We start from the raw sequence: 20,146 nt of genomic DNA, 5'->3' as shown, positions 1-20,146 counted from the left end.
TGATGGTCATACTGCAATCTGCCCGAAGGCAGACGCAAGCGCCAGCGCCTCGCCTACCTTCGGCAACGAAGAAGATGTCGATGCCGTCTCCAGACTCAAGTCAGAAACCGTTTCGCGCAAAGATCTGCGGGACCAGAAAATTGTTTTCCTCAGGCTTCGTCTGAGAGGCTGGTTTCAACCTTGTAGCCTGCCGCAAGCACGGCGACTGACGGCGCCGGTGTCAACACCGTAACAGGCGCGCTGCCAAAGTCTTCAAGAGGGACTCCCGCACCATAGCAACCTTTTTCATAAGGAAAGAGAGAGCCATTCAGCATCCGGTGCGACCGTCCCTCAACCAGCACAAAGACATGATTTGGCAGGTCGTTCAACAGCGCATGATGACGAACCTGAACGCGGTTTCGTGTTGTGCGCGCCGAATGCAGGACCGCATCCATCTCCTTGTGCCCTGGCCTTTGACCATACGCTCTGGCCCAGGCATCAAGCCAGGCCTGGTAAGCCTTTGGCCGGCAATAGGCACAGGGCCGGTGTCCGGCGGCAAGGGCGATCGCCTCGTCCAGGAAAAATAGCGGCGTCCATGCCCTTGCCGGTTGCGGTCCGTGGTATCGGCCACGCGGGTGGATCAGCTCGCAGATAATCCAGTGCTGGTGCTTCCACCTGGACGTGCCCAGCCGGCCGTGTTCGTCAAATGTCAGAATGCCCCGGTTGCCGGTAAACGCGCCTCGAAAGGGTGCGGAAACGATTTCTCCCGTTGGCAAAACCCGGTTCTGCAGGTGTGCTCGCGCCACGCTCTTCCGTCCTTGATTGTAACTCTGACCGGAAGCAACGCTATACGTCTGATCGGCCTGCCGCCAAACTTTGCATTGGCGGCGTGGCAACTCACGGCTAAATTTTCACTCGACGGGATCGATCACCAAAAGCAACCGATGTCCACGCCCCGGTTCCGGATTAGGTGAGCGGTGAAAAAGACCGGTACGTTCTTCGCCATGCCATGCACCACCGCGGAACAGCGCAACCGCGCCGCGCGTCACCTGCCGAACAGATTGCTGGTCGTTCTCCTGTCCCATCGGAACATATTCTGTGCCTTTGCCGCGATAGGTGCACAGAAGGCGCGCCGGAACATTGTCGACATCGAATTTCGGACACATGACCTCGTTCGAAACGTCGAGTCTTACCCGCACCTGACGTATGTTCAATGACTTTGCGAGCATCATGGCGAGCGCGCCGACATCACCTGTGAGCATGTCCATTTCAGGACCTTTTGGCATATTTGCCTGGTCGCACGCGGCAATCGCAGCAGCTTCGGCAAGGTGCACCGGAACAATGGTACGGAGCTCGGGCAGCTGCTCGAAAGGCAGGGCATCGATCCAGCTTTGAAAATCCTGATCGCACGTGCGCGTCCAGATGGTCGCGGCCACGCCGGGCGCGTCGATTTCGGCCAGAATATCCGGCTCGCGGCCCATGAGGACATTCCGGGCTTTTGCCCGGAGCGGCCGGTGTACTTCCGCTTCGGCGAGACTCATGCCGCCCGCTCCGCCATTCGGAATGAAGGAAAGGGATCGGGCAGATTGGCGAAAGCCGCAAGATCGTTTCCGCTCTCTTCGGTGATCAGGCACGCATCCAGCCGGCTGCGGAGTTCGGGCCAATCAATCCCGGTACCGATAAAGACGATCTCCTGCCGGCGGTCTCCAAAGGGTTCGGCCCAGTGTGATCTCGCATAGGCGTGCGCACGCTCATCATCAGGCCAGCGTTCAATTGGAACCGATGCCCACCAGGTTCCAAGCGGCGACACGCTGGAAAGAGCACCGGCCAGCGAAAACTCGATGACCCACTCCGGACGGCTGCCGATCCAGAAATGACCCTTTGCCCGAATGACGCCCGGCATTGGGCCGTTCAAAAGCGCGTGGACCTTTTCAGGATCGAATGGCCGCCTTGCCCGGTAGACATAGGATGCCACGCCATACTCTTCCGTTTCCGGAACGTGATCCGCAAAGCCATAGAGTTCTTTCGCCCACATCGGATGCTCATGCGCTTTTTCAAAGTCGAAAAGACACGTGTTCAGAATATCTGCGGGCGGAATCTCGCTGTAGTCAGTTTCCAGGATCCTGGCATCTGCGTTGAGACTGCGAATGATCTTGCGGGCGGCATCAACTTGAGCCTGTGTCGCTGCGCTCACCTTGTTCAGAATAACAACATCCGAAAATTCGATCTGGTCAGTCAGAAGGTGCACCAGCGTGCGCTCGTCTTCTTCCCCGAGTGTTTCGCCCCGGTCGCTCAGAAAATCGTGGCTGGAGAAGTCCTTCAGCAAATTGACGGCGTCGACCACGGTGACCATCGTGTCGAGCCTGGACACATCAGAGAGGCTCTGTCCGTTTTCATCCCGAAATTCGAAAGTCGCGGCCACTGGCAGTGGTTCGGAGATCCCCGTCGATTCAATCAGCAGGTAGTCGAACTTTCCTTCTTCGGAAAGACGCCGGACCTCGTTCAGCAGGTCGTCACGCAAAGTGCAGCATATGCACCCGTTGGACATTTCAACGAGTGTCTCGTCGGTCTTGCTCAGTTCCGCACCCCCGGCTCGCACCAGATCCGCATCAATATTGACCTCCGACATGTCATTGACGATGACAGCGACCTTCAGGTTTTCGCGGTTGTTCAGGACACGGTTGAGCAATGTGGTTTTCCCGGCCCCGAGGAATCCGGACAGGACCGTTACCGGCAAACGAGTATCAGTCATCACCTCTCCATAAGCTGATTTGTAATGTTATTACATTACAATAGAACATACTCGATTTTGAGCACATGACAAGAAGGCGGTTTGCTTCCAACAAGGATCCCCACCGTTTATGGCAACTGTGGAGCCGCGACGATAAGCACGTGGACCATGATGGGGCAGTTGCGTCATGCTTGTGCCGCACCTTCAGCTCGGCCCAGAACATGAAAAGGATCGCGGTCACGTGTCACAGCTTTCAGGAAAGGAAAACCTGATCGTCTTTGACGATATCTGCATCATTTGTTCGGGATTTGCGCGTTTCATGGCCCATCGCGACAGATCGGCAGGTTTTCGTTTCGTCCGTGCCCGATCCGAAACCGGGCGCGCACTATATCAGAAATTTGACATGGACCCGGACCTCCTCGAAACCAACATCGTCATTCTGGACGGCAGGGCCTATACGAAGATGGCCTCGTTCGCTGCAGCCATGCGAAGCGTCGGAGGACCTTGGGCGCTGCTTGCAGTCATCGACTTTTTGCCCAAGTTCTTTACCGATTGGCTGTACGACCGCATTGCCCGAAACCGGTTTGCATTCGGCAAAAGATCATGCCCCCTTCCCTCAAACGAATTGAAGAACCGGATCGTTGACTAACCGCATCCGCCGCGAATGTGTGAGCTTGGATCTGGATCGTGCAGCCGGTTTCGGTAGCAGAAGGAAGCCGATTTGAATGCGAAACCGGAAATGAATGCCCAAGAGGCACCGTGCCTGTTTCGGCAGGCGCTCGGTCGCGAGTTCGACCGGCTCCCTGCGACGGTAAGCGATCTTCACAGCGTCGTAGGCAAACATGTCTGGACCGGAGAGGCCAGGGTAACACGCGGATCTTCAGCGCTTGGCAAGTTTGTCTGCCGAATGATCGGTTTCCCTCCAGAATCCGAACAAACACCTGTGTCCGTCACCATCGAGAGACGGCAAGACGCAGAAATCTGGCATCGTGACTTCGGCGGCAAGTCCTTCTCTTCGGCTCTTACACTCCGGGACGATCAGAGTCGCGGTCACGTTTGCGAACGTTTCGGACTATTGAAATTCAATATCGACCTGACATTCGACGGCGAAAGACTGCATTTCCCGGTCACCCGCGCCAGCCTTCTCGGCATCCCTTTGCCAAGCTGGCTGCTGCCGAGAAGCGAAGCGACTGAGTTTCAGGATGACGGACGTTTCAACTTCGATGTGATGGTCTCGCTCCCAGGCATTGGCAAACTGGTCCGTTACCAGGGCTTTCTGATCGCTACGTCTCAGCCGGGACGCTAGCGTCGCAATCCATTGGGTGCGAAGCGCGCCTTGCCCTCCTGGCCATCCGAAAGGGTGCAAACTGCACAAAAAACACAGAAACCCTCCGAACGCTCTCCTGGAATGCGGACTATCAAGTTTGCGGTTCAATCGTATCGGGAGGCCTCATGTTGCACGAATTCTCTCAGGCGCGGCACTGGCTGGTGCAAGACAAGTTTCGCTTCATCGTTTTTCTGGAAGTTGCGGCTGCCGGGTTTCTGGTCGCCCTCGCGTTGTCCGAGGCACTCGGGTTTGGAAAGTCAGCCGATGATTTTGACCCGCCACCGATGTTGACGGCGTCGCTGGCAGCGGCCGGCGGGGCTGTTTCCGGTTTGCTGTTGTCTGGATGGTTCGGTCGGGCAGGAATGGCCGGATGGAGCTTCGCGGTATTGGCGTCAATCCTTTCACCGATATTGGCCGGTTCGATTGGCGGATCACTCGTGGCACCAGGCCTCGGGACGGTTTGGGGGGCAATAATGCCGATGCTGCTTTTTGTCCATCTGAAACCCCTCGCGGTCTGGCTAGGGTGCCTTTTCATCATCCATCTGCATGTCCGGCATCTGCGCCGACGGGACCTTGATCGGAATAAAATTGGCCCAAGTGTTTTTGAATGATCGTACACACCTCACAAGCAGATTTGACGGACGGGCGGTCAGGATCGGCCCTTAATAACGGGCGAACGATCAATTGAAACTCTCTTTCAATGGGCTTCAGATCGGAGACAAACAGGCGGAAACGGCGCTGAAAACATTGTCCCTAGAGACAATATCCCGTTTGACTTCAATGGCTTTTGAAACAATGTTGCAATCCCGACCCAATTTCTTGAATCGGATTGTGAACCGCCTCAACCGGACTCTGAGCCATGTCTGCCGTCTCGCGCCTTTCAGTCAACGTCAATGCCATCGCCATGTTGCGGAACCGTCGCGATTTGCCCTGGCCGAGCGTGACCGGTCTTGCTGCAATTGCAATGGAAGCCGGCGCAAAGGGCATCACCGTGCATCCGCGCCCGGACGAACGGCATATCCGCAAGACAGACGTCTTCGAACTTGCTGACCTGATCGAGGACAGGTTCCCCAACAAGGAGCTTTGCCTGGAAGGGTATCCGTCCGAGGACTTCATGCGTCTGGTCGAAGAAGCCCGGCCGGAACAGGTCCTGTTCGTTCCGGACGATCCGGAGCAGACAACCTCCGATCACGGGTGGGATTTTACCGGCGACATCGGCCTCCTTGAGACGGCGATCGCCGCCTCCAAGGAATGGGCCGTCAGTGTGTCACTGTTCTGCGACCCGGATCCGGCTGCCCCCGAGCACGCCGCCCGCGTTGGCGCGGAACGGATCGAGATTTACACCGGCCCCTATGGAGCCTGCTATGACGACAGGGTCACGGCCGAAAGCGAACTGGAGCGCATCGTCCATACGGCAACTGCCGCCCGCGAATGCGGCCTTGGTGTCAATGCCGGACACGACCTTACCGTTGAGAACATCCCGGCCCTCGTTGCCAGGGCGCCGTTTATCCGGGAGATGTCCATCGGACACGGCTTTACCGCAGATGCCCTGATTTACGGATTTGCCGAGAGCGTCAAAAGGTTCCGCAAAGCGATGGGTGAAGTCTGAATGCCTGGTGCGCTTGAACGTCAGGTCGCCTTCCTGCTTGAAGCCGACAAGCTCAAGGAAGTCGTCCGTCTCAACCAGCTTGCCAGCGGCACGCGCAGGGAAGGCACCGCGGAGCACTGCTGGCATGTTATCCTTCAGACTTTGACATTCGCAGATCATGCGCCTGAAGGCACCGACATTCATCACGTGATCAAGCTCCTGACTGTTCACGACCTTGTCGAGATCGATGCGGGGGATCACTGGGTGGACGACACCAATTACGCAGCGGTCAAGGCCCGGGAAAACGCGGCGGCCGAGCGTCTGTTTGCGCTGCTCCCGGAGACACAAGGGGCGGAATTCAAGGATCTCTGGCTTGAATTTGAAGCCAATGAAACAGCCGAAGCGCGATTTGCAAATGCCATGGACGCCCTGCATCCGATGGTTCTGGTGTTCGCGTCTGGCCTGGAAGACCCGACCCATGCCCCGATTTCCGTGGCTGACTTGCGCGAAACCAAGGAAGCCCGCCTTAGCCCCTTTCCACAGCTTTGGGAGTATGCCCAGAGCCTTCTGGATCAAGCCGTGAAGGCAGGCCGCCTGCTGCCTTGATCCGCTCCTCGACTGCCGCTTCAAGCGGTCCCGCCTGATAGAGGAATTAGACTATGTCGTTTGAGCTCTGGCTTGTGTTCATTGCCGTCTCCCTATTGCCTGCCATCAGCCCCGGCCCGGGTGTCATGCTCGCCATCAGCAACACGCTGCGCTTCGGAAGAAACGCGACACTTGCATCGGCAACGGGCAATGCCGCAGGTCTTGTCATCATCGGGTATGCGGTTGCCTTCGGCTTCGGCGCGCTGATGGCTACGTCTGCTCAGGCTTTCACCGTGCTGAAGTTCATCGGTGCGGCCTACCTGATCTATCTCGGCCTGAAGATCTGGCGCGACAAATCGGGGTTTCACGTTACCGACACCAGCCAGGCAGCTGGCAAGAGCGGTTGGAAACTTTTCCTGGAGGCTCTGCTTGTCTCCGTCACCAACCCGAAAGCGATCCTTGTGATCACCGCCCTCTTCCCGCAATTCATGCGCTCCGGCAGGATCGATATGCTGGAAATCAGTATCCTGTCCTTCACCTATGCGATCCTGTGCTTCGCCAACCATGCGTTTATCGCCTTCGCTGGCGGTCACCTGCGCCGGTTCCTGACGTCGGCAAAGCGTGCAAGATGGGTCCGGCGCATCACCGGCGGCCTGTTTGTCGGGTTCGGGTCTGCACTCGCCACGGCCAGCCGGTAACCAAGCGTATTGAGGAGGCAATGCAGCCTCAGGCCTGTTCCAAAAGAAACGCTTCAAAAGTCTCTGCAGCGTTGGACGGTATCCGGTCATGCAGCAGGCAACGAAGCGAGGCTTTTCGCCCCAAGATCTTAAGAAGTTTCGAGCTGAAAAGTTACGCGGCACCAGGTTGTCTATCGCCGAGATACGTTTCGAGAGTACTTCATAATGCCGCTCCTCAATCCACCTCTGCCTAAGGTTAGGCTCTCGCGCCTCAGGGACATTGGCTGGTCTAAATGGGACCGGACAGGGCTTCTCGGTGAGGGCCAGAACTGGACCGACGAAAACTGCTCAATGTTCGCCGACGATTACGACAGCTACTTGATGCAAGCTGCGAGCCAGCTTCGCAGAGGTGTGTCGGAGGAAACTGTTGTTGGCTACCTCGTCAAAACCGAGGCGGATCACATGGGTCTGGGAACGAACCAAGGTACGTTTACTCGCGCGAAAGCGGTTGTCGCGGCTATTCAAGCAGATGATCAGCTCTGGGCATACAAGGGCTAACACTTGCGGAAGACTATGCCCCCAGGCACCCGCGCGTTCTGCCGCGGGTTCGATGATCACGACTAGCGCATCGGATGCACAAAGTTTGACCAGATCGCGCAAAGATTGCACTCTTGCCCAGGCATCACCTTGCTGCAGGAGCCATACATGAACCGTATCACGTCCCGCGAATACAAGCTGATCCTGAATGCGACCCGCTTTCTGGATCGAGAGACCGCAAGCAACGCATTTCAGGATGTGATCGGTTTTCTGGCGGAAAGGCTCGGCGGAGACATAGACCGTCAGGACAAGGAAGAAGCACGCGAAACAAGTTACGTCGACACTGAAGATTTCCGCCTTCGCGCAGCCGGCTACGCACTGAGATGCCGTTATGAAGAGGATGAGGACGACTACAAGCTCACCCTGAAGTTCCGCTCCGCGGATCTCATCCTTGCCGAGGATGCGTCCGTTGAAACAGCTGACGCCAGACGGTCTCGAATGAAATTCGAGGAGGACCTGATGCCTCCCTTTCGCAGCGTGTTCTCCCGGTCCAGCGCAATCCGGTTCAAGAAAAAGCCCAAACTCGCAACGATCGAGGACGCGGTCGAAATTTTTCCGGCCCTGGAGAAACTCGAGCTACACAAGAAAACCCGATTGAGCACCGTGAACGCCTTCACGGCCACGGAGATCTTCCGCAAGCTCTGCAAGGTCGACTTCAAAAAGGCAGAACCGATCAAGCTCGGTCTCAGTTTCTGGTATCCAAACGGACCGACCGGCTGGCCCCTGATTGCTGAATGTGCATTCGATTTCGAATGGGATGGAAGGAAAAAAGGCTTCGACCTGGATCAGGTCAGAGGCGCAAATGAACTCTTCCGGCTGCTTCAAAAACAACCTGGATGGTTCGACCCATCGGCGACAACGAAAACCCGATATGCGTATGAGGGGATGAGATAGGCAAGTCTGGCCAGCGCAGTCGGCCGCCTAGGCCGTGTTCTCTAATTGGCGGCTGCTCGGGCCCTCAGCAAGCGGGACGTTTGAAGGATGCTGTGTTCTCTTCGTGCTCGCGCTGCGGCACTTGATCGGATCAGCTGAGAGGAGGCGTTGCATTGTACATCAGCGGACTGCGCCAAGCTTGGTTTGACCGTCCGACACGTTTCCTTCGCAAATCACCGGATCCTCTCGCTCCTTCACTCGACCCTGCCGTTTGGGGCTTGTGGGTCAACCCTACGGGATCATGACATGGCAAACTCCGTTCCGTCCATCATCATTGCGTGCATGATGACAGCTAACCGGCGCGCGAGGGCCACACGAGCCTTTTTCAGTCCCGATCTTTCTGCGATGCGCAAGGCCCAGGACTTGAGCTTCATACTCCCTTTGAACCGGGTCAGGATTGAGTTCGCAGCCTCATAGAGGAGAGCACGCGCCGTGCCGTCGCCCCGTTTTGTGATCCGACCGGAATAATCAATCTCCCCCGACTGATGCCGGCGAGGCACAAGACCCAAATAGGGGCCAACGTCCCGGGAGCGTTTGAACCGATCGGGACAGTCCAGAGCGGCTGTGACTGCCAGTGCCGTCTGCACACCGACCCCGGGGATCGCCATTATCCGAGCGCAAACTTCTCGCTCTCGCGCCGACCGGCGCATCTCCCGGTCAAGACTTACGATAGCGCTTACCAAGCTGGCGTGAACCTCCAGCAAGGCATCGACTGCCTGCGTCAGTCCAGGACGGGCACGGGTCGCCTCGTATGTTCGTCGGGCAAAATCCCGACCTGCTCCCTTGCCGAGCTGCAAACCGAAACAGGCAGCCAACCCGCGCAATTGGTTTTCAACCTTCGCCCGGGTACGGATCAAGTGTGCGCGCGCTGCAATCATGGATTTCACGCCGTGGGCAGAAAGCGATTTGACATGCACCTCCTTGTAGAACCCGGTGCGGGCGAGTTGAGCCAGGCCATGCGCATCGCCCCGATCAGTTTTGTTCGCTTTCAATGCCTGCAATGATTGATGCGCTTGACGGCTTTCAATGCACACAACCGGCACGTCCAAACCTCGAAGTCCATGCACAAGCCCGGGTGCCATGCGACCCGTCTCCAAAACAACGCGCTTCGGTGCGAAGCGCTTCAGCGCCTTTTGAATCTCAAACGGTTTGCTCGCGCAATGACCTTCGAAAACGATCTTTCCCGTTTCATCCACAACACAGAAACGGCTGTCCTCCATCGACAGGTCTAGTCCTACATAATGCGCCATGCTCGCTCTCCATTGCTGCCAATCAACAAAACATGCGGAGAATAAGTCACTCCGCGGAGAGCAGCCGCCAATTAACCGATGTTGACAAACTAGATTCTAAAATCAGCTGCGATCTGATTCAAGGTGGCTTTAACGGAGGCTGTTTTGGCGCGATTGCTGATGGAGGACGCCGAATGGGTGTTTTTTGAACCCATTCTGGTTGCTGTTCGCGGTCGCGCTCGCAGCCCTGCTTCCGATCATCGGATTGTATTGGATGCGTTCTTCTGGATTGCGCGCGCCGGTTCACCCTGGCGGGATATGCCTAAAGAGTCTGGTAAATGGGCGTACGACTACTACGAGTTCCGGCGCTGGACGCTGCCACGCTTGTGGGAACCGATCCTGGACACGCTCAATGATAGCGGGGCCAATGCCGGTCAGGTTCAGATTATCGACAGCACCTTCATCCACGCCCACCATCTGACAGCTTGCGCAAAAGGGGGACTCAGAAGGAAGGTTTCGGCCGCTCAAAGGTTGGCTTCACGACCAAGATCTACCCCATTGCCAACGCTCACGGGTTGCCTGTCCGGGCGGAGATAAGCAATGGCCAAGTCTAGGCTTCGATGCGCTCGTTGATGACGATCTTCCAGCACCCAACGTGTTCATTGCCGACCAGGGCTAAGTCAGCGATAACATCCGCGGTGTCATCGAAAAGCGCGGTGGCGCGCCTGTCATCCCCGGCAAGATAGATCGCAAAGAACCAGTCCTCGTCGCTGCCATCACATACGCTCTGAGGAACCAGGTCGAGGCTGCTTCAACAAGTTCAAATGCTCTCGCCGTTTGGCGACCCGCTATGACAAAACCGCCGCCAGTTATCTCAGCTCCGCTCAAATCGCCGCCGCACGTCTATGGCTGCGCAGTTTGTCAACATGACCTAGGAGTTGCAGTTCAGCTATCACTCACACGCGATTTTGTAACGCGACGACTAATCTCCTGAGTACTACTTCGTCCAGTGATTGAGAAACGAACCGAATTTAAGTTGATCTATCACTTTCGTCGAAAATTTATGATCAAGTGCGGGGCAGCCTTCGCTTCTGCCGATACGTCCATGTTTTTTGATGTACTTCTTTGACACGTAATGCGCACCGTGCATCACAATAAATCGTTCTCGGGCGTTGGAATTGGTATGTTCCAAACCATCAAGGCGCATAGAGTATCCATTGCTGCCCATATACGTCTCCGCACATCGGTAAATGCCGAGGGACGTGCAATGCGAGCCACTCTTGTTGCTGAATTTCTCGGCGATACCGTCGTCTTTACTGCCATCTGAGCCGATCCCATGTGAGCAGAGGTAGGATTTCACATTTTCTTCTGAGACATTGAGAACGTAAAGCCGTTTTTTGCTGGAGTGCCTTGAGAAATTCACAACGCCCCAGTAACGAGGCCGGCTATGGGGAAAACTCGAATTGCGCATCGCGATCATTTGTTCAACAGCTGGCAGAATACCGTGCGCTCGAGCAAGAGACCGTAGGACTTCTTCATCGTTTTGGTTATCGCGAGATTCAGCCAATGGCGCATAGTCGGCGCTGGATGGCAAAATGGCCTCTTCGGCAGAATAAGCTTGACGCGCGATCATGCTAAACGGTGGTTCTGCTTTGTGCTGTTTCGCTAACGCACTGATGGCAGCTTCGAGCGACCTTTTTGCGTCGAGCATTGCATTCAATTGCTCAGGTGCTTCAGCTGCAAAACTGCCCCTACTCAATGCACTTTCAGAGACATAACTGGAATACACACGCGGAACCGACGTCTCTAGAGTGCTTTCTGTAATCGCATTTTCATTCGCTTCGCGCCCCGTGAACGCTTCAAAAAGGGCCTTTGCACCTATTTCGGCGAGAAACATCAGGTGAGCGTTGCTGTTTGAGCCTTGCATGAAGCCAAGCTCTAACAGATGAGCCAACTGGTTGGTTTGTCTAATCCAAGCAAGGCTGTTAAAATTCGAGGCGGTGTCCGGACGAGCCCATGTATTGCTGTGTGCGCCGTGACCTTTCATGGAATCGCGAACGAACTCGCCAATAAGTCTGCTTCCAAGAGAGGTGCCATAGTAACATCCGCATCGGCGAGACGCATCGTCATTACTCAGCCCAGATGCTGAATCGCGATGGACTTCAATTACCCAAGCATCTCCAAAGCCATACAGACTATTGATGTGTGGGATGGTTTGGTGAGTGTCGTGAGAGTGCGGAGCGACCTCTACTCTGACCCCCCAGGAGCGGAGAAGCTTCGCCATACGCTCAACAATCTGAATCACTTGATCTCGTTCGTTGTGTTGACCGTATACTGCGCCTGGGTCAGTGCCCCCATGTCCTGCAGCAAGAACAATTATCGGAACGTTTTCCAGCAGACTAAAATGTGAACCTTCCATAGTATTCAACTCCAAAAAAATACTCTATTTACTTGAACCTACAGTCAACTAAGAGTTTGAAGCAAGGCTGCAGCCCTGAGCAGATTGGCGACCAGCTAAGACAAAACCGCCTCCAGCTATCTCGGCTTCGTTCACATCGCCGCTGCACGCCCACGGCTGTGCAGTCTGTTAACACGACCTAGCTTCGTACCTTGCAGTCGAACGATGTCCCTTGCGGCCATTCGACCATGGCATCGTTTCCTTTGATCCAAAAGACAATGCCAAAGGAACCAAGGTATCTGGCCCCCGAACCTGTTGGCCCTTCAACGGCAATTTCGGTCGTGTCACCCCGTTCCAGCCGCGCCGATGGCGGCGTCGTCGGGTAAAAAGTCGCAACGATCTCATCTGCCGGATTGTCATTGCAGGTATAAAAAACGGGCGCTTGCCCCTTGATCAGACTGTATCGCGCCGTGATTTCGGCAATGCGGTACTCGTATTCCGCTCTGATGCAGGCCAACTCGTCGTCCGCTTTCCAGCATTCGTCCCTTCCCTTTACCCAGCCGCGCTGAAAGGCCCTGAGTTCCGAAAGCGCGTCACTTTTGTTTGCATAGGTTTCAACTGCGTCGACTGCCTGCTCGTAAACCGACGCAAGCTTTTGATCGAGTTCAGCCAGTTCGTCATGGGAACATATCAGCTTTTCGGCAGAACTTTCCGCCTTCGCGCAATCAAACGCCGGCTCGGCGGCAACGGCAAAGGTGCCTGAAAACACGACGGTAACGAGTGCTGCTCCGAAGAAATCAATGAGGCGCATGGGCTATCTTTTCGACTGGGTTTGTCAGTTGCTCCTCCTGGAGTTTAGTGGAAACAACTTGAACGGCCAATGTTGTTTGATTGCCTTAGCAGCTGTGTGAAGTCAGGCAACAAACGCTGGCATTCATCACGCCTCTGCGCCGGACTTGGAATAGAAACGCCCATGTTTCGCGAGATATTCCAACGCCTCGTCCCAGGAGGGAATGACGTCCGACGGAAAACTGCAGGTCGTTCCGCTGGCAATAGCAGGAAAGGCTTTTATCGCCATGCGATGAGCGCCTCGATAAAGGAACCTTTTCATCGCGGTTTCGCTTTCCCAGACCGTCAGCGTGTGATGGACGCCCCCGCGCTTCAGGACTTTCGCCATCACAATGCCTTCGGCGTCTTTGACTTGCCGGAAGCTGGGGGCAGCATGGCGCCAGAACCTGATTACATGGAACCAGCCTTTCAGTCGAAGCCCTGTGACGGACACATGGTAACGAGCCATCCTATCCTCCATTTCCATTGCACTACGCAATCGCTGAACGGCCGGATTAGCGGGCTTGAAGACGGTTTCCAATCGGCATCTTGCGGCAATGAATGAAAGCCCTGAATTTTCGGTTTTAAAAGGCACAAGAATGCAGACAAAACCAAGACGGCGCTTAAACGCATTTTTACAATTTATGGTTTAGACGAGACACTCTTCGGAGTATCTTATGCTGGCCCTAATCAATCCCTGTCATGGCAAAATCGGTCGTGCACACTGGTGGCTGTCTCAGATCGCAATCTTCTGTTTGGCAATTGGTGGTCTCGCCGGAACAATTTTCTTGTTCGCGGATCTGGACGGCAGCTCGAGTGCCCGTAATCCGATGGAAAACGTCGGTATCGCCGTAACGATTATTGCCATGCTATACATGAATCTGTGCACATGCCTCAACAGACTTCGCGACTCCGGCCGAAGTAGCTTTTGGTATCTGAGCTTCCTGTTGCCGACAGTTGGCAGTGGGCTGATGTGTTACTTTTGCGGGATCGAAAAGACGCCTGGCCGGTTCACCTCGGACAAGCCTGATCCACCGGCGCACAATATTGTGCCACAGCCGCCGGTTCAGCCGGCCTCGCGCCGCAGTACCCCGCTGCCGCCGAAAGAATTCGGGCGAAGACATCGCAACGCCGTTTGAACGTTCGCTCTGGATCCACAAGGCCTGCGCATTGTATCAGGCCGCTTCCGCGCGCTTCATCTTCTGGTGCTCGTCCTCGACAAGACCGATTTTCCAGTAGCCTGAAATATAGGTGTCCTTCCTCGGTACGGCCCGCTCATTGTGGAGATGGTCCCTAAGCGAGCGGATGACCGAACTCTCACCGGCAATACAAGTTTGCAATACGCCCTGGCGCCAGTTGAGAGATTTGACGAAATCCAATTGGGCGCTGGAAGCTACGTGCGGATCATCTTGCACAAGCCAGGTGATCTCGATGCCCTGCGGGGCCGTAACCTCGCGAATGTCCTCTTTCGAAGGGACTTCGAAAACTGCAACGCCTTGCGCATCCCGTGGCATAGCCTCCAGTGTTGCCTCGGCGAAGGGCATCGCTGAAAGATCAGCTGCAATCAAATACCAGTCAGCGTAATACTCCGTGATCTTAGGCTGGCTTGGACCAAAGAAACCCAAAAACGATCCTGTCACCGCGCGCTGCGCCCAGCGTGTGGCCGGACCTTCGTCACCATGGACGACAAAGTCGATATCAAGTTCCAACTCGGCCGGACGGAAGGCGCGCACAGTGTAAGTTCGTACAGGGTGGATTTTTTCACTCGGCGCATCAGGGGCGAAATAGGCGTCGAACTCCTCTTTCGTTTCGCCCTCTCCTGGCAAAACCAGCTTGCAATTGGCGCCTTCGTGATTGGCCGGAAAACCTTCCAGTTCAGGACCGGAGAATGTCACACGCACCATATTCGGGCTGAGTGACCGGGTTTTCATAACAGTCAGTATGCGTGGTCGCCGCTTCGGTTTGGTGGTCACCTGAGAGCCTCATAAAGATGAATAACATACTCAAGATTTAGCATGTGCATTGCGTCTTTTGAAGAGCTGCATTGTTCGATGAGCCGAAACACAGCGTCACGCAGGAGAAGATTTCAAAAAAAAAGCCCGCCAGTTGGCGGGCTGAAAGGAAGTTTTGAGGTAGTAATGGCAAATTGATTCAGAGGACGATTAGTTTCGGATGATCGGTTCTTTCAGGTCTTCCGGCTTCTTGTCCTTGATGATTTCCCAGTTCAGGGTCGCGTTATTGATATGACCCGGGACATCCTGTTCGAAACGCTCCTGTACCTTCAGTGAGTTGTTGAGGTACAGCTTGCCGTCAACGATCGACCACGCTTCCGGTACGACCGGAACCTTGAAGCCCATGGCAGCGCCGAAGGCGCAGAAGCCGCCGTATTGCGGTGCAAATTTCGCCGGTTCGGCAGCAAACTTGTCGCGGTTTTCGGCAGAGGAGAATTTCCAGGTCACGTCATCATATTCGAACGTGTATTCGTCGGATCCGGCAACAGGCTTTCCTTCAGTGAAGTAAGCAACAGGATCAGTGCCGCCAATGGCAGCGCCACCCTTCGTAAAGGTAGTGATCTCGTCAGCAGTCGCGGAAAAAGCGACGGCCGAAAACAGGGCTGTCAGTCCCAACAGGACGGATTTTGAGGTGTAAAGCGGCATGGACGTCTCCACAAGGGGTAAGAGAAGGCGTTACGCGCGGCGTCTTTTTGCACCGTGCTGGTGCAAACATGTCCCTTGACGCGGTAAATGGCCAATAACCTTTGATCACAGAGATGAAAGGAGCTTGCTAGAAAATGTGATTTCCACCACCTTCACGTGCCGGGAAGCCCGGAAAAAGGCCGGGGATCTCGTGGAGCAACAAGGCCCAGAACAAGGTGAATTGCCCTTTCGAACTCATACGCGGTGGGAACATATCCGCGAACCAGCATGCCGAAAGACACCAACCCAAGCAAAAGATCGATCCTTGTCTCCATGTCGGCTTCAAACGGGGTTGCGATCAAGACTTGCCGTAACGCCAGACGCTGGCCGTTTTCCGCTTCCTCAAAAACAGCGGCAATTTCCGGAATGTGCCGGTAAGAGGAAAGGGATCTGATCGCGCCACCAAGCGGTGTTTCGGTCAGCGTTTTTGCAAGACCAATGAGATACCGCCGCAGGTCTTCCGCAACGCTGCCTCGCAGCGGTGGATCCGGCCTGAAAGCCAGAAAGCCGTTCGCCAGCGCTGCGGCGGCGAGTGCCGTCTTGTCCGGAAAGCGCCTGTAGATCGCCTGTTTGCTTGTCCCCGCCCGCCGAGCGATCCCGGCGATGGTTGTACCAGCATATCCGCCCTCCGCGAGTTCAACGAGTGTTGCGTTAAGAAGCGCATCACTCACCCGGTTTTCCTTGGGCCGCCCCCTCAACTCACCCTCCTGTTTATTCGCCCGAAGTACGAAGGTTATGATCCAGCAACTAGAATTACGGTTCCAATGGGTACCGTATAATTCTGATCTGGGCTGAATCCAATGCGAATTCACACCCGGATGCTCCGATTTTAGCTATAAGCGGCCACGAACGCAGGTCCCGAACCTGCACATAACACATTCCGATTCATCCCAGCGGACGCGAATATTTAGCAAGACGAGGATCCCATGTCTGTCGATACCGACACTGTGAAACGCGTTGCCAGACTGGCACGCATCAAGGTCAGCGAAGAGGACGCCACCCGGATGACGGGTGAGCTCAACGCCATTCTCGGGTTTGTCGAACAGCTCGACGAAGTCAATATCGACGGCGTCGAGCCGATGACGTCTGTGGTCGAACAGACCATGAAGAAACGTGTTGACGGCATAACCGACGGCAACAAGGCCGACGATATTACGCTCAACGCGCCGGTTTCCGAAGATCATTTCTTCATGGTCCCGAAAGTCGTCGAATAAGGTCTGTTTGGCAATGTCGCCCCAAGCCACTGTCATCTCGATCGAGACACCCTTGTCTGAGGACATGGGCGCGATGATTGCGGAGCTGAACGAGGTGCTTTTGACCTTGTCGCCACCCGAAGCGTGTTATCACTTGTCGGTCCAGGAAATGGCCGGTGATGCGACCACCGTTTTTGTGGCCAGGGTTGACGGCGATGCGGCGGCCTGTGGCGCACTTCACCGGCACGCAAACGGGATTGCTGAGGTCAAGCGCATGTATACGCGCCCCGCCTATCAGGGGCAGGGCCTGGGCGGCAAGATCCTCGAGCGGATTGTTCTGCTTGCGCAAAGTGAAGGATTTAACTCACTCGTTCTGGAAACCGGCGACAAGCACCAGGCGGCCTGGCGCATCTATGAGCGCGCCGGCTTCAACCGCTGTGGACCGGTGCTCGACTATCCCGACAGTCCCTATTCCGTATTTTATTCAAGGCCCCTTGCGGCCAGCTGAAAGAACCAAGTCATGACCGACCTGACCAAACTGACCATTGCCGACGCCCGCGAGGGGCTGAAAAACAAGGACTACACTTCACTCGAACTGACCGACGCGTTCCTTTCGAACATTGAGGCCGCCAACGGGCAACTCAACGCTTTTGTCAGCATCACCGCCGACCGGGCGCGTGACATGGCCAGGGCGTCCGACACCAAGCTCGCCGGAGGCAATGGCGGCGCGCTTGAGGGCATTCCACTCGGTATCAAGGACCTGTTCGCGACAAAGGGCGCACATACGCAGGCCTGCAGCCATATCCTCGACAGCTTCAAGCCCGCCTATGAATCCACCGTCACCAGCAACCTCTGGTCGGACGGCGCGGTCATGCTTGGCAAACTCAACATGGACGAGTTTGCGATGGGGTCTTCCAACGAGACTTCCTACTACGGCGATGTGATCAACCCATGGCGCAAAAAGGACTCCAACCAGGACCTTGTTCCGGGAGGATCTTCCGGCGGTTCGGCAACAGCTGTTGCCGCGCGTCTTTGCATGGGGGCGACCGCGACCGACACCGGCGGCTCGATACGTCAACCGGCAGCCTTCACGGGCACCGTCGGCATCAAACCGACCTATGGCCGCTGCTCGCGCTGGGGCATCGTTGCCTTTGCCTCCTCGCTCGATCAGGCCGGCCCGATCGCCCACACGGTGCGCGACAGCGCAATCCTTTTGAAATCGATGGCATCAATCGATCCTAAGGACACGACGTCTGTCGACATTGAAGTCCCCGACTACGAGGCGGCCATCGGCAAGTCGGTCAAGGGACTGAAGATCGGCATTCCGGCGGAATACCGCATGGACGGCATGCCGGGCGAAATTGAAGAGCTGTGGCAGAAGGGCATCGCATGGCTGAAGGACGCCGGCGCCGAGATTGTCGATATCTCGATGCCGCACACCAAATACGCGCTGCCAGCCTATTACATCGTTGCGCCCGCGGAAGCATCCTCCAACCTTGCCCGTTACGACGGCGTTCGCTACGGCTTGCGTGTTCCCGGCAAAGATATTGTCGAAATGTACGAAAACACACGTGCGGAAGGCTTTGGCGACGAGGTCAAGCGCCGTGTCCTCATTGGCACTTACGTGCTCTCCGCCGGCTACTATGACGCCTATTATCTGAAGGCTCAGAAGGTCCGCACGCTGATCAAACGCGACTTTGATCTTGCCTGGGCAAACGGCGTCGACGCAATCCTGACACCGGCAACCCCGTCTGCCGCTTTCGGGGTGGCAGATCAGGAACTTCACGCAGATCCGGTGAAAATGTATCTGAACGACATTTTCACGGTCACGGTGAACATGGCCGGTTTGCCGGGCATCGCCGTTCCCGCCGGTCTCGACAAGGACGGGCTTCCGCTCGGGCTTCAGCTGATCGGCAAGCCGTTCGATGAAGCAACCCTCTTCCAGGTCGGCCAGGTCATTGAAGATGCCGCAGGCTCGTTCGAACCGGAAAAGTGGTGGGGCTGAGCCATTCAACAGAGTTGTCGCGCCCGTGCAGTCCCGGACACGATCCGGGACCACAAACCCGCAGTTTGCGAACAAGGCCCCGGCTCCAAGCCGGGGTGGCGCAGGGTATGAAGACACCCCTACTGCCCCTCCAATTGCTCTGATTATTGGTGACCTGAATGCATGACATCGAAACCCTCGTTATCGGCGCCGGTGTCATTGGACTTGCGATTGGCCGCGCGCTGGCAATGCGCGGCCGCGATGTCATGGTTCTGGAGCGTCATGGCCTGATCGGATCGGAAACGAGCGCCCGCAATTCCGAAGTTATTCACGCCGGGATCTACTACCGACCCGGCAGCCTGAAAGCGAAGCTATGTCTGCCCGGCAAGAACCAGCTCTACGCGTTCTGCGCCGAAAACGGCATCGCCCACAAACGGCTTGGAAAACTGATCGTCGCCTCAAACGACACCCAGATACCGGAACTGGAACGATTGCATCGCCAGGCGCAAGACACCGGTCTCGACGATCTGGTTATTTTAGACCGCAGAAAGCTTGCGGACCTCGAACCAAAACTCGATTGCGTCGGCGCGCTCTGGTCGCCCTCCACGGGCATCATCGACAGCCACGGATATATGCTCGCGCTTCAGGGCAGCCTTGAGGCTCACGGCGGGCAGGTGGTTCTGAATGCGGACGTTTTTCGCATTGAACGCGTCCATCATGGCTATGCTGTCCAGGTCAGAACGCCCGACAGTGATGAAACGCCCCTCACCTGCCGGGAACTCATCGTTTCTGCCGGCCATTCAGCGCCGAGCCTGATGGCAGAGATCGAGGGTGCGAACGCCCCGAAGACCTATCTGGCCAAGGGCAACTACTTCAAACTTCAGGGCAAAGCACCCTTTTCCCATCTCATTTATCCGGCCCCCGAGCCAGGTGGTCTTGGCGTCCATCTGACACTCGATCTTCAACGTCAGGCGCGCTTTGGACCCGATGTCGAATGGGTCGATGACATAGACTACGACGTCGACGCTGGTCGCGGCGACAGGTTCTACAATGCGATCCGCAGCTATTGGCCGGGTCTTCCGGATGAAAGCCTCATCCCGGACTATTGCGGCATCCGCCCCAAGATCGCCGGACCGGGTGAACCGGCCGCCGACTTCAGGATCGAAGGCCCCGAAGCTCATGGCCTGGAGGGTCTTGTCGCGCTCTACGGGATTGAGTCCCCGGGTCTGACGTCGTCTTTGGCAATTGGGGATGAGGTGGTGGAAAGGTTGGATGCAGGCGCATAAAAACGCGCCCCTTGTTCACTGCGACCTCCTCGACATGATAGGGTCCCAGCTCCGCCTTGATGCAGTTGCCCAATCACAAACGACGCGACTGAGTTCGTCTCTAAACCCGCAAACT

At 56.1% G+C, this 20,146-nt stretch carries 23 protein-coding genes and 1 pseudogene; 14 read left to right on the top strand and 10 right to left on the bottom strand.

All coding sequences use genetic code 11. The features are described 5' to 3' along the window. Positions 1 to 149 precede the first annotated feature (149 nt). From Q0915_RS04395 to Q0915_RS04385, 3 genes are all read right to left on the bottom strand, one after another. Positions 150 to 785 carry a hypothetical protein gene (locus tag Q0915_RS04395; RefSeq protein WP_299473782.1) on the bottom strand — a complete coding sequence of 212 codons (636 nt, stop codon included), beginning with the start codon at positions 783 to 785 and terminating at the stop codon, positions 150 to 152. A 105-nt stretch (positions 786 to 890) separates the two neighbouring features. Beyond that, a complete protein-coding gene (locus Q0915_RS04390; RefSeq protein ID WP_299473779.1) occupies positions 891 to 1,520 on the bottom strand; it encodes a DUF1826 domain-containing protein in 630 nt (209 codons plus the stop codon). Further along, a complete protein-coding gene (locus Q0915_RS04385; protein WP_299473776.1) occupies positions 1,517 to 2,731 on the bottom strand; it encodes a GTP-binding protein in 1,215 nt (404 codons plus the stop codon). Before Q0915_RS04385 ends, Q0915_RS04390 begins: the two co-directional genes overlap by 4 nt. Positions 2,732 to 2,951: 220 nt before the next feature. On the opposite strand from Q0915_RS04385, the gene Q0915_RS04380 reads away from it, so the two are divergent. The 8 genes from Q0915_RS04380 to Q0915_RS04345 all read left to right on the top strand — a co-directional run bounded on the left by Q0915_RS04380 (position 2,952) and on the right by Q0915_RS04345 (position 8,378). Further along, positions 2,952 to 3,359: a DCC1-like thiol-disulfide oxidoreductase family protein gene (locus Q0915_RS04380; RefSeq protein ID WP_299473773.1), complete on the top strand. Its 408-nt coding sequence runs from the start codon at positions 2,952 to 2,954 to the stop codon at positions 3,357 to 3,359. A 72-nt stretch (positions 3,360 to 3,431) separates the two neighbouring features. Next, positions 3,432 to 4,016 carry a DUF4166 domain-containing protein gene (locus tag Q0915_RS04375; RefSeq protein WP_299473770.1) on the top strand — a complete coding sequence of 195 codons (585 nt, stop codon included), beginning with the start codon at positions 3,432 to 3,434 and terminating at the stop codon, positions 4,014 to 4,016. A 146-nt stretch (positions 4,017 to 4,162) separates the two neighbouring features. Next, positions 4,163 to 4,648, top strand: a complete 486-nt coding sequence (locus Q0915_RS04370) for a hypothetical protein (protein ID WP_299473767.1) — start codon at positions 4,163 to 4,165, stop codon at positions 4,646 to 4,648. Positions 4,649 to 4,896: 248 nt separating this feature from the next. After that, positions 4,897 to 5,646: a pyridoxine 5'-phosphate synthase gene (locus tag Q0915_RS04365; RefSeq protein ID WP_299473765.1), complete on the top strand. Its 750-nt coding sequence runs from the start codon at positions 4,897 to 4,899 to the stop codon at positions 5,644 to 5,646. Continuing rightward, the gene (locus Q0915_RS04360; protein WP_299473762.1) at positions 5,647 to 6,231 is read left to right on the top strand and encodes an HD family hydrolase; all 585 of its coding nucleotides are present in this window, start codon (positions 5,647 to 5,649) and stop codon (positions 6,229 to 6,231) included. A 53-nt stretch (positions 6,232 to 6,284) separates the two neighbouring features. Beyond that, a complete protein-coding gene (locus Q0915_RS04355; protein ID WP_299473759.1) occupies positions 6,285 to 6,908 on the top strand; it encodes a LysE family translocator in 624 nt (207 codons plus the stop codon). A 204-nt stretch (positions 6,909 to 7,112) separates the two neighbouring features. Continuing rightward, complete coding sequence (locus tag Q0915_RS04350; protein WP_299473756.1) at positions 7,113 to 7,445, top strand: hypothetical protein; 333 nt, start codon at positions 7,113 to 7,115, stop codon at positions 7,443 to 7,445. 147 nt (positions 7,446 to 7,592) lie between these two features. Then, the gene (locus Q0915_RS04345) at positions 7,593 to 8,378 is read left to right on the top strand and encodes a hypothetical protein (RefSeq protein WP_299473753.1); all 786 of its coding nucleotides are present in this window, start codon (positions 7,593 to 7,595) and stop codon (positions 8,376 to 8,378) included. Positions 8,379 to 8,656: 278 nt separating this feature from the next. Here the strand turns inward: Q0915_RS04345 and Q0915_RS04340 are convergent, their stop codons facing one another. Continuing rightward, positions 8,657 to 9,667, bottom strand: a complete 1,011-nt coding sequence (locus Q0915_RS04340) for an IS110 family transposase (RefSeq protein WP_299473750.1) — start codon at positions 9,665 to 9,667, stop codon at positions 8,657 to 8,659. 159 nt (positions 9,668 to 9,826) lie between these two features. On the opposite strand from Q0915_RS04340, the pseudogene Q0915_RS04335 reads away from it, so the two are divergent. Continuing rightward, positions 9,827 to 10,576 (top strand): annotated as a pseudogene (locus Q0915_RS04335) (IS5 family transposase). A 67-nt stretch (positions 10,577 to 10,643) separates the two neighbouring features. On the opposite strand, the gene Q0915_RS04330 reads toward Q0915_RS04335, so the two are convergent. The 3 genes from Q0915_RS04330 to Q0915_RS04320 form a co-directional block, all read right to left on the bottom strand. Further along, a complete protein-coding gene (locus Q0915_RS04330) occupies positions 10,644 to 12,065 on the bottom strand; it encodes a murein L,D-transpeptidase catalytic domain-containing protein (RefSeq protein WP_299473747.1) in 1,422 nt (473 codons plus the stop codon). 178 nt (positions 12,066 to 12,243) lie between these two features. Continuing rightward, on the bottom strand, positions 12,244 to 12,855 hold the full coding sequence (locus Q0915_RS04325; protein ID WP_299473744.1) for an MliC family protein: 612 nt from the start codon (positions 12,853 to 12,855) through the stop codon (positions 12,244 to 12,246). A 126-nt stretch (positions 12,856 to 12,981) separates the two neighbouring features. Next, complete coding sequence (locus Q0915_RS04320; RefSeq protein WP_299473741.1) at positions 12,982 to 13,341, bottom strand: hypothetical protein; 360 nt, start codon at positions 13,339 to 13,341, stop codon at positions 12,982 to 12,984. 208 nt (positions 13,342 to 13,549) lie between these two features. Here Q0915_RS04320 and Q0915_RS32070 point away from each other — a divergent pair, with 208 nt between their 5' ends. Then, entirely contained in the window at positions 13,550 to 14,011 is a 462-nt protein-coding gene (locus Q0915_RS32070) for a DUF805 domain-containing protein (RefSeq protein ID WP_366525229.1), read from the top strand. 36 nt (positions 14,012 to 14,047) lie between these two features. Here Q0915_RS32070 and Q0915_RS04315 read toward each other — a convergent pair whose 3' ends face one another. The 3 genes from Q0915_RS04315 to Q0915_RS04305 all read right to left on the bottom strand — a co-directional run bounded on the left by Q0915_RS04315 (position 14,048) and on the right by Q0915_RS04305 (position 16,239). Further along, positions 14,048 to 14,845 carry a siderophore-interacting protein gene (locus Q0915_RS04315; RefSeq protein WP_299473738.1) on the bottom strand — a complete coding sequence of 266 codons (798 nt, stop codon included), beginning with the start codon at positions 14,843 to 14,845 and terminating at the stop codon, positions 14,048 to 14,050. Between the two features lie 189 nt (positions 14,846 to 15,034). Further along, on the bottom strand, positions 15,035 to 15,529 hold the full coding sequence (locus Q0915_RS04310; protein WP_299473735.1) for a YHS domain-containing (seleno)protein: 495 nt from the start codon (positions 15,527 to 15,529) through the stop codon (positions 15,035 to 15,037). A gap of 152 nt (positions 15,530 to 15,681) precedes the next feature. Further along, entirely contained in the window at positions 15,682 to 16,239 is a 558-nt protein-coding gene (locus Q0915_RS04305; protein ID WP_299473732.1) for a TetR/AcrR family transcriptional regulator, read from the bottom strand. Between the two features lie 255 nt (positions 16,240 to 16,494). Between Q0915_RS04305 and gatC the strand changes: the two genes are divergently transcribed. From gatC to Q0915_RS04285, 4 genes are all read left to right on the top strand, one after another. Further along, positions 16,495 to 16,782: an Asp-tRNA(Asn)/Glu-tRNA(Gln) amidotransferase subunit GatC gene (gene gatC, locus Q0915_RS04300; protein WP_299473729.1), complete on the top strand. Its 288-nt coding sequence runs from the start codon at positions 16,495 to 16,497 to the stop codon at positions 16,780 to 16,782. Positions 16,783 to 16,795: 13 nt separating this feature from the next. Continuing rightward, positions 16,796 to 17,269 (top strand): GNAT family N-acetyltransferase, encoded by a 474-nt coding sequence (locus Q0915_RS04295; protein WP_299473726.1) that lies wholly within the window; start codon positions 16,796 to 16,798, stop codon positions 17,267 to 17,269. A 12-nt stretch (positions 17,270 to 17,281) separates the two neighbouring features. Next, complete coding sequence (gene gatA / locus Q0915_RS04290; protein WP_299473723.1) at positions 17,282 to 18,766, top strand: Asp-tRNA(Asn)/Glu-tRNA(Gln) amidotransferase subunit GatA; 1,485 nt, start codon at positions 17,282 to 17,284, stop codon at positions 18,764 to 18,766. A 158-nt stretch (positions 18,767 to 18,924) separates the two neighbouring features. Then, the gene (locus Q0915_RS04285; protein ID WP_299473720.1) at positions 18,925 to 20,031 is read left to right on the top strand and encodes an NAD(P)/FAD-dependent oxidoreductase; all 1,107 of its coding nucleotides are present in this window, start codon (positions 18,925 to 18,927) and stop codon (positions 20,029 to 20,031) included. The last annotated feature ends 115 nt before the right edge of the window (positions 20,032 to 20,146 follow it).

This window comes from uncultured Roseibium sp., from assembly GCF_947494555.1.
Lineage (GTDB): Bacteria > Pseudomonadota > Alphaproteobacteria > Rhizobiales > Stappiaceae > Roseibium.
This window is presented reverse-complemented; position numbering and strand designations above follow the sequence as displayed.

Excerpts from the sequence above, each read along its gene's own strand:
- Q0915_RS04390 (WP_299473779.1), bottom strand. The coding sequence starts at position 1,520 with ATGAGTCTCGCCGAAGCGGAAGTACACCGGCCGCTCCGGGCAAAAGCC.
- Q0915_RS04385 (WP_299473776.1), bottom strand. The coding sequence starts at position 2,731 with ATGACTGATACTCGTTTGCCGGTAACGGTCCTGTCCGGATTCCTCGGG.
- Q0915_RS04370 (WP_299473767.1), top strand. The coding sequence starts at position 4,163 with ATGTTGCACGAATTCTCTCAGGCGCGGCACTGGCTGGTGCAAGACAAG.
- Q0915_RS04365 (WP_299473765.1), top strand. The coding sequence starts at position 4,897 with ATGTCTGCCGTCTCGCGCCTTTCAGTCAACGTCAATGCCATCGCCATG.
- Q0915_RS04360 (WP_299473762.1), top strand. The coding sequence starts at position 5,647 with ATGCCTGGTGCGCTTGAACGTCAGGTCGCCTTCCTGCTTGAAGCCGAC.
- Q0915_RS04355 (WP_299473759.1), top strand. The coding sequence starts at position 6,285 with ATGTCGTTTGAGCTCTGGCTTGTGTTCATTGCCGTCTCCCTATTGCCT.
- Q0915_RS04350 (WP_299473756.1), top strand. The coding sequence starts at position 7,113 with ATGCCGCTCCTCAATCCACCTCTGCCTAAGGTTAGGCTCTCGCGCCTC.
- Q0915_RS04345 (WP_299473753.1), top strand. The coding sequence starts at position 7,593 with ATGAACCGTATCACGTCCCGCGAATACAAGCTGATCCTGAATGCGACC.
- Q0915_RS04340 (WP_299473750.1), bottom strand. The coding sequence starts at position 9,667 with ATGGCGCATTATGTAGGACTAGACCTGTCGATGGAGGACAGCCGTTTC.
- Q0915_RS04330 (WP_299473747.1), bottom strand. The coding sequence starts at position 12,065 with ATGGAAGGTTCACATTTTAGTCTGCTGGAAAACGTTCCGATAATTGTT.
- Q0915_RS04325 (WP_299473744.1), bottom strand. The coding sequence starts at position 12,855 with ATGCGCCTCATTGATTTCTTCGGAGCAGCACTCGTTACCGTCGTGTTT.
- Q0915_RS04320 (WP_299473741.1), bottom strand. The coding sequence starts at position 13,341 with ATGGCTCGTTACCATGTGTCCGTCACAGGGCTTCGACTGAAAGGCTGG.
- Q0915_RS32070 (WP_366525229.1), top strand. The coding sequence starts at position 13,550 with ATGCTGGCCCTAATCAATCCCTGTCATGGCAAAATCGGTCGTGCACAC.
- Q0915_RS04310 (WP_299473735.1), bottom strand. The coding sequence starts at position 15,529 with ATGCCGCTTTACACCTCAAAATCCGTCCTGTTGGGACTGACAGCCCTG.
- gatC (WP_299473729.1), top strand. The coding sequence starts at position 16,495 with ATGTCTGTCGATACCGACACTGTGAAACGCGTTGCCAGACTGGCACGC.
- Q0915_RS04295 (WP_299473726.1), top strand. The coding sequence starts at position 16,796 with ATGTCGCCCCAAGCCACTGTCATCTCGATCGAGACACCCTTGTCTGAG.
- gatA (WP_299473723.1), top strand. The coding sequence starts at position 17,282 with ATGACCGACCTGACCAAACTGACCATTGCCGACGCCCGCGAGGGGCTG.
- Q0915_RS04285 (WP_299473720.1), top strand. The coding sequence starts at position 18,925 with ATGCATGACATCGAAACCCTCGTTATCGGCGCCGGTGTCATTGGACTT.